Genomic DNA, 6,932 nt, shown 5'->3' on the forward strand with positions numbered 1-6,932 from the left:
TGCTGGGCGCCGAGGTCAAGGACGTCGTCACCGTCTCCGGGCTCAGCTTCCGCGACCTCAACGGCAACGGGGCGGTGGACCCGTACGAGGACTGGCGCGCGCCCGTCGACGAGCGCGTCGCCGACCTCGTGGGTCGGATGACGCTGGAGGAGAAGGCCGGCCTCATGCTCATCGACACGCTCAACGCCGCCTGCGAGGACGGCGTGCGCGGCACCGTGCCGGCCTCGGCGGACAACTTCGTCAACACCCAGCACATGCACCGGTTCGTCTTCCGCAACACGGTGACCGGGCCCGAGGACGCCGTGTGCGGCGGGACGGGTGGTGGCTTCCAGGCGTCGACGAGCGTGACCCCGGCCGAGGCGGCGGGCTTCACCAACGCGGTCCAGCGGATGTCGGAGGCCACCCGCCTCGGCATCCCCGCGCTCTTCAAGAGCAACGCCCGCAACCACATCGACCCCGACGCCCGCGCGGGCATCAACGAGTCGGCCGGGGCGTTCAGCGCGTTCCCAAAGGAGGCCGGGATCGCCGCGGCGGCGCTCGGCGCCGAGTCGCTCGCCACCGGCGAGACCCCGACCACGGGCGACATGTCCGTCGTCGAGGAGTTCGCGGACGTCATGGGGGAGGAGTGGTCCTCCATCGGCCTTCGCGGCATGTACGGCTACATGGCCGACCTGTCGACCGAGCCGCGCTGGTACCGCACCCACGAGACCTTCACCGAGGACGCCGAGCACGCCGCGGCGATCATGGAGACCCTCGTGCACACCCTGCAGGGGCCGGTGACGGACAACAACGACAACGGCCTCGCGCTGAGCCCCGAGACGAGGGTCGCGCTCACCCTCAAGCACTTCCCGGGCGGCGGCCCGCAGGAGCTGGGACTGGACCCGCACTACGCCTTCGGCAAGGCGCAGGTCTACCCGGGCGGCTTCTTCGAGGAGCACATGCTCCCGTTCGAGGCGGCCATCGACGCCGGCGTCTCCTCGATCATGCCGTACTACGGAGTGCCGGTGGACGTGCCCGTCGTCGGCGGTGAGGGGACCTACCCGCACACCGGCTTCGCCTTCTCCGACTCGATCGTCAACGGACTGCTGCGCGAGGAGCTCGGCTTCGGCGGCTACGTCAACTCCGACACCGGCATCATCAACGACCGCGCCTGGGGCCTTGAGGGAGCCACGGTCCCCGAGCGCGTCGCCGCGGCGATCAACGGCGGCACCGACACCCTCTCCGGCTTCAACGACGTCTCGGTCATCACCGATCTCGTCGCCGACGGCCTCGTCAGCGAGGAGCGGGTCGACGAGGCAGCCGCGCGGCTGCTCGAGCCGATGTTCCTCATGGGCCTGTTCGAGAACCCCTACGTCGACCCGGACGTCGCCACCGCGACGATCGGCTCGGCGGAGAACCGCGAGGTGGGGCTCGACCTGCAGCGCAAGTCGCTCGTGCTGCTCGAGAACGTGGTCACCGAGGACGGCCCGGTGCTCCCGCTCCAGCCCGACTCCGACGTGTACGTCCTGGGTGACTTCACCGAGGAGACCGTCGCGTCCTACGGCTTCGACGTCACCGACGGCAACGTCGAGGCGGGCCAGGAGCGTCCGAGCGCTGCTGGCAGCGACTACGTCCTCATCTCGATGACGGCCCGCACGAACGCCCGCGACTACGCGAGCGACAGCCCCGAGCTGGGTCTGGACCCCGAGCACGGGGTCAACCCGAGCATCGTCCTCGACGACGACGGTGAGCCGCTGCCCGGCCTCGACGGGCAGAGCCTGTGGGGCGCCTCGGACGTGTGTGTCCACAACGTCTCCGGTGCCACGGACCCGGCGTGCACGGACACCGGCCTGCGCTTCGGCGGCTCCTACCCGTGGGAGTCGAGCATCCTCGACTTCACCGGCATGGAGGCGGCCGAGTCGTGGGAGGTCGTGCCCTCGCTGGAGACCATCCAGCAGGTGATGGCCGAGGTCGACGACCCGAGCAAGGTCATCCTCCACGTCTACTTCCGTCAGCCCTACGTCCTCGACGAGGCCAGCGGGCTACGCGACGCCGGTGCCATCCTCGCCGGTTTCGGCATGAGCGACACCGCGCTCATGGACGTCCTCACCGGCGAGCATGCCCCGCAGGGCAAGCTGCCGTTCGCGCTCGCGGGCACCCGCGAGGCGATCATTGAGCAGGAGAGCGACCGCCCCGGCTACGACGAGACGACGGACGGCGCCCTGTACCCCTACGGCTACGGCCTCACCTACGAGGAGACCGGCGAGGAGCCGCAGCAGCCCGGCAAGCCGCAGCAGCCAGAGCACGGCTTCTTCCTCACCAACGGGTGGGCCGGGGGCCTCGCGGACCACGCCTTCATGTACGGGCGGTTCACCGACGAGGTGCTAATCGGCGACTGGGACGGGGATGGCACCGACTCCATCACGGTGCGCCGAGGCAACAGCTACCACGTGAACAACCGCCCGTCGGGCGGCCAGGCCGAGAGCGTCGTCGTCTACGGACGTCCCGACGACACGGTCCTCGTGGGTGACTGGGACGGCGACGGCCGCGACACCTTCGCCGTGCGGCGCGGGGCCACCTACCACGTGAAGAACTCCCTCTCGGGTGGGCCCGCGGACCAGGTCGTCGTCTACGGCCGCGCCGGCGATGACGTGGTCGTGGGGGACTGGGACGGCGACGGCCGCGACACCCTCGCAGTCCGCCGCGGGGCCACGTACTACGTGAAGAACACGGTCGGCGCCGGGAACGCGGACGTCGTCATCACCTACGGACGCCCCACCGACGAGACGCTCGCCGGGGACTGGGACGGCGACGGCAAGGACACCTTCGCCGTCCGTCGGGGCATCTCCTTCCACGTGACGAACACGCTCCGTGGTGGCACTGCCGACCGGGTGATGCACTACGGCCGCGCCGGCGACGAGGTGCTGGTCGGGGACTGGGACGGTGACGGGACCGACACCATCGGTCTGCGCCGGGCGCCGTAACCCGTGACGTCGCGAGGGAGGGGCACTCGAGACCGTCCCTCCCTCGCGATGTCGTGCCTCGCTCTCGCCCTCACTGTGCGCGAGAGCAGACTTTCGCGCGAGAGCCGACTTCTGCGGGACGACGGGCGAGACCCGCTCAGGTCGCCTCGGTGTCGAAGACGACGGCGTCCTGGGTCGGCCGCGCAGCCGCGCGCGGGCTCGGCGTCGGCGGGTCGGCCAGCGCCTCCCTCACGATGCGCCGGGGGTCGTACTGGCGCGGGTCGAGCGCCTGGAGGTCGGCGATCTCGTCGCCGAGCTCCGCGCGGACGCGCTCGGAACCCTCGGCCGCCAGACGCTTGAGGGCGACGACGAGCCCGGCCAGCTTGCGCGCGTACTCGGGCAGCCGCTCCGGGCCGACGAGGACGACGGCGAGGACGACGAGGACGAGCAGCTCGGCACCGTTGACAGGCATGAAGGACCTCAGGCGGGACGACGTCGGGCGCGACGCCGGTCGGACCACAGGGCGATGCCGATCGCCCCGAAGAACAGGGCACAGATCGGCAGGGCCATCGCGATCATGGACCAGGCGTCGGGCAGCGGGTTGGCGACGGCGGCGAAGAGGAAGGCGAGCAGCACGAGCCAGCGCCACGCCCCCAGGAACGTGCGGCCGGAGACGAGTCCCGCGGCGTTGAGCGCAACCATGACCACCGGCAGGAGGAACGCCACCCCGAAGACGAGCATGACCCGGGTGAAGAAGCTCAGGTAGGTGCGCGCGTCGATGAGGTTGACGGCGTCGTCGGGGGTGAAGGCGGTGAGGACGGTGACCGCGTTGGGCAGCACGAGCCAGCCCAGCGCACCGCCGGCGAGGAAGAGCACCGCGCCCGCCACCCCGAAGCCGATCGCCGTGCGGCGCTCCTTGCGAGTGAGGCCGGGGGAGACGAAGGCGAAGATCTGCCCCACCCACCACGGGCTGGAGACGAACAGCCCGATGAACAGCGAGAGCCGGATCCGCATGTCGAAAGCGCCGCCCACGGTCCCGAAGTTGATCGCCGCGCCCTGCCCGCGATCGGCGATCGCCTCCATCGGGGCGTTGATCGCGGCGAAGAACCAGGGGTAGAGGAACCAGCCCGCGACCGCGCCGACGACGATGCCGAGCGCCGCGAGGAGGAACCGTCGGCGCAGCTCGCGCAGGTGGTCGGCCAGGGGCATCCGGCCGTCGGCGGATCGCCGACGTCTCCGTGCGCCCTGTGCCGTGCTCAGCGGTGTCGCCACCATGGCAGGGTCAGGGGGTGCGGTGCTCGCCGCGCGCCACGGTCGCGTGGCTGCCCGGCGTCTGCGACGCGGTGGGGGCGGCCGCGGGCGCGTCGTCGTCCGCGGTGAGGTCCTTGATCTCGCTCTTGAAGATCTTCAGGGACTTCCCGACGCTCGCGGCGACGTCGGGGAGCCGACGCGCACCGAAGAGCACGAGGACGACGATGACGAGGACGATGATCGCCCACAGGCTGGGTGTTCTCACGGCACGCCTCCACAGCGTCATTGCACGGGTTCGTGGCACGGGCGGTGCTTCGACTTCTGAAGGCGACATCGCCTAACCCGCCAAAGCGCCTTACGTGATTCGTGAGCCTATCGTCCGCTTCGCCCGTGTCAAGAGGGTGGGTCCAGTACCCGGCGAGCCATGGCGCCCCGCTGGTCGCGGCAGGTGCGTGCCCGGTTGCACTGGGCCTCCACCACGACAACGACCACGGGGGACACCTTGGACGCGACGACAGACACCTCCAGAAGAACGGTGCCGGATCGTGCGCACCGCGCACGATCCAGCTCTCGGCGTGAGGGCCACTCACGACCACCACTCACGCGAGAGCTGGATCCTGCACGGTGCAGGATCCAGCTCTCGGCGCGAAGGGGGAGGGTTGATGGCCGCGCCCGTCTGTCAAGGCTCCCGGAACGCGGGAACGGGGGCGGTGGCCTCGGCCACCGCCCCCGTCACTGCGTCCGCCCGACTACGGGGTGACGGCGGTGAGGCCCATGACCTCCGGCAGCCACAGCGAGAGCTGAGGCACGAAGGCGACGACGAACAGCGCGAGCGTGAGCGCCCAGAAGAAGGGCATGACGCGGCCGATCATCGGCTCGATGCGGACCTTGCCGACTCGGGCAGCGACGAACAAGTTGTTGCCCACGGGCGGGGAGATGTTCCCCAGGGACATGTTGAAGACCATCATCGTGCCGAAGTGGATCGGGCTGACGCCCAGCTCGACGACCACCGGGAGGAAGATCGGCGTGAAGATGAGGATGGCGGGCGTCGGGTCCATGACCGTACCCGCGAGCAGCAGGACGATCATGATGATGATGAGGATGAGCGTCTTGTTGTCGGTGAGCCCCAGGAGGGAGTCGGCGACGAGCTCGGGGATCCGCGCGGCGGACAGGACCCACGCGAGGATGTTCGAGACGCCGATGAGCAGCATGACGATCGCCGTCGTCTTGCCCGCCTCGAGGATGATGCCCGGCAACGCGCGCACCGGCAGGGTGCGCTGGGCGAGGCCGAGGACGAGGGAGTAGAGCACGGCGATGACGGCCGACTCCGTCGCGGTGAAGTAGCCCTGGAGGATGCCCCCGATGACGATGACGATCATGAGGAGGGCGGGCAGGGCCCGCACGAGGACGACGAGCGCCTGCTTGACGGTGGGACGCTCCGCGGCCTTGAGCTCGGGCCGCTTCCGGGCGTAGACGGCGACCATGATGATGCAGACGAGTGCCCACAGGAGGCCTGGCCCGATGCCGGCCATGAAGAGCGCGGCGATGGAGCTGCTCGAGACGAGCGCGTAGATGATGAAGGTGTTGCTCGGGGGGATGAGCATCCCGGCGGGGGAGGCGGCGGCGTTCACGGCAGCCGAGAAGTTCGGGTCGTACCCGGCCTTCCTCATCGGGGGCGACATGACCGACCCGACGGCGGCGGCCGAGGCCACCGAGGCGCCGGAGACGGCACCGAACATCGCGTTGGCGACGACGGTCGTCTGCGCCAGCGAGGCAGGCAGGCGGCCGGCGATGACCTGGGCGAGGTCGATGAGCCGGGTGGCGATGCCACCGGTGTTCATCAACCCGCCGGCGAGGATGAAGAACGGGATCGCCAGGAGCGCGAAGGAGTTGCTCCCGGTGAAGAGCCGCTGGGCGGAGGTGAGGGCGGCGCCGTCCCAGCCGAGCAGGACGACGATGGCGAGGGCCGAGGGGAGGCCCATCGAGATGGCCACCGGCAGACCGATGGCGATCCCGACGACGATGCCGCCGAGAAGGATGATCGTGGCGAGCGTCACGGGGTCCATGTGAGCCTCAGATTCCCTGGTTGTTCTCGTCGACGTCCGGGAGGGTGTCCTCGGTACCCACGAACATGCCCACGACGTGGCAGATCGAGAAGAAGGTGATGAGGGCGCCGCTCACGGGCAGGACGAGATAGATCTGGCCGATGGTCAACGGCAGGGTCGAGATGTTCTGGCCCCACGCGTTCTGCGAGACCGCGATGCCGCCGTAGATCATCACGTACACCGCGAACGCGACGACGAGTGCCTCGACGACGAGCGCGACCACCAGCTGGAAGCGCTTGGGCAGCCGCTCGACGAAGATCTCCACAGCGATGTGGCCCCGCTCGGAGAAGACGAGCGCCGCGACGAGGAGCGCGAGGACGACGAAGATGTACCGCGCGGTCTCCTCCGTCCACGTCGCCGGGGTGCCCACGACCTGACGCGAGATGACCTGCCACGACACGACGACGACGAGGACGACGAAGGTGACGATGCAGATGAGGACGAGGATGCGGTCGATGACGCTCCGCACCGCCTCGAGGGCACGGACGATGGGGCCGCCCTGGGGGCGGGGTGTGGTGCCCCGGTCGGCCGCCGACGCCGGTTGCGGCGTCGGGTCAGGGCCGGTGGCGGCGTTGTTGTCAGTCATGGGTCCTCCGCGAGTGCGAGCGGTGGCGGCGGGGAGGCCCCGCCGCCA

At 70.1% G+C, this 6,932-nt stretch carries 6 protein-coding genes; 1 reads left to right on the top strand and 5 read right to left on the bottom strand.

Going from position 1 to position 6,932, the window contains the following annotated elements; translation table 11 throughout:
* Positions 1 to 2,963 (top strand): glycoside hydrolase family 3 N-terminal domain-containing protein (locus FHE66_RS15060; RefSeq protein WP_218013755.1); only part of this gene is annotated, 2,963 nt, incomplete at its 5' end.
* A 136-nt stretch (positions 2,964 to 3,099) separates the two neighbouring features.
* Here FHE66_RS15060 and FHE66_RS15065 read toward each other — a convergent pair.
* From FHE66_RS15065 to FHE66_RS15085, 5 genes are all read right to left on the bottom strand, one after another.
* Complete coding sequence (locus FHE66_RS15065) at positions 3,100 to 3,414, bottom strand: Sec-independent protein translocase TatB (RefSeq protein WP_139073798.1); 315 nt, start codon at positions 3,412 to 3,414, stop codon at positions 3,100 to 3,102.
* A gap of 8 nt (positions 3,415 to 3,422) precedes the next feature.
* Positions 3,423 to 4,151, bottom strand: a complete 729-nt coding sequence (gene tatC / locus FHE66_RS15070) for a twin-arginine translocase subunit TatC (protein ID WP_139073799.1) — start codon at positions 4,149 to 4,151, stop codon at positions 3,423 to 3,425.
* Between the two features lie 73 nt (positions 4,152 to 4,224).
* Positions 4,225 to 4,458 carry a Sec-independent protein translocase subunit TatA gene (gene tatA / locus FHE66_RS15075; protein WP_255303781.1) on the bottom strand — a complete coding sequence of 78 codons (234 nt, stop codon included), beginning with the start codon at positions 4,456 to 4,458 and terminating at the stop codon, positions 4,225 to 4,227.
* Between the two features lie 484 nt (positions 4,459 to 4,942).
* Positions 4,943 to 6,259, bottom strand: a complete 1,317-nt coding sequence (locus tag FHE66_RS15080; protein WP_139073801.1) for a TRAP transporter large permease — start codon at positions 6,257 to 6,259, stop codon at positions 4,943 to 4,945.
* 7 nt (positions 6,260 to 6,266) lie between these two features.
* Positions 6,267 to 6,884 (bottom strand): TRAP transporter small permease, encoded by a 618-nt coding sequence (locus FHE66_RS15085; protein WP_139073802.1) that lies wholly within the window; start codon positions 6,882 to 6,884, stop codon positions 6,267 to 6,269.
* Between the last annotated feature and the right edge of the window lie 48 nt (positions 6,885 to 6,932).

Source organism: Georgenia sp. 311 (assembly GCF_006151955.1).
Lineage (GTDB): Bacteria > Actinomycetota > Actinomycetes > Actinomycetales > Actinomycetaceae > Oceanitalea > Oceanitalea wutianyii.

Coding starts and splice junctions, on each gene's coding strand:
- tatC (WP_139073799.1), bottom strand. CDS start 4,151: ATGCCCCTGGCCGACCACCTGCGCGAGCTGCGCCGACGGTTCCTCCTC.
- FHE66_RS15080 (WP_139073801.1), bottom strand. CDS start 6,259: ATGGACCCCGTGACGCTCGCCACGATCATCCTTCTCGGCGGCATCGTC.
- FHE66_RS15085 (WP_139073802.1), bottom strand. CDS start 6,884: ATGACTGACAACAACGCCGCCACCGGCCCTGACCCGACGCCGCAACCG.
- FHE66_RS15065 (WP_139073798.1), bottom strand. CDS start 3,414: ATGCCTGTCAACGGTGCCGAGCTGCTCGTCCTCGTCGTCCTCGCCGTC.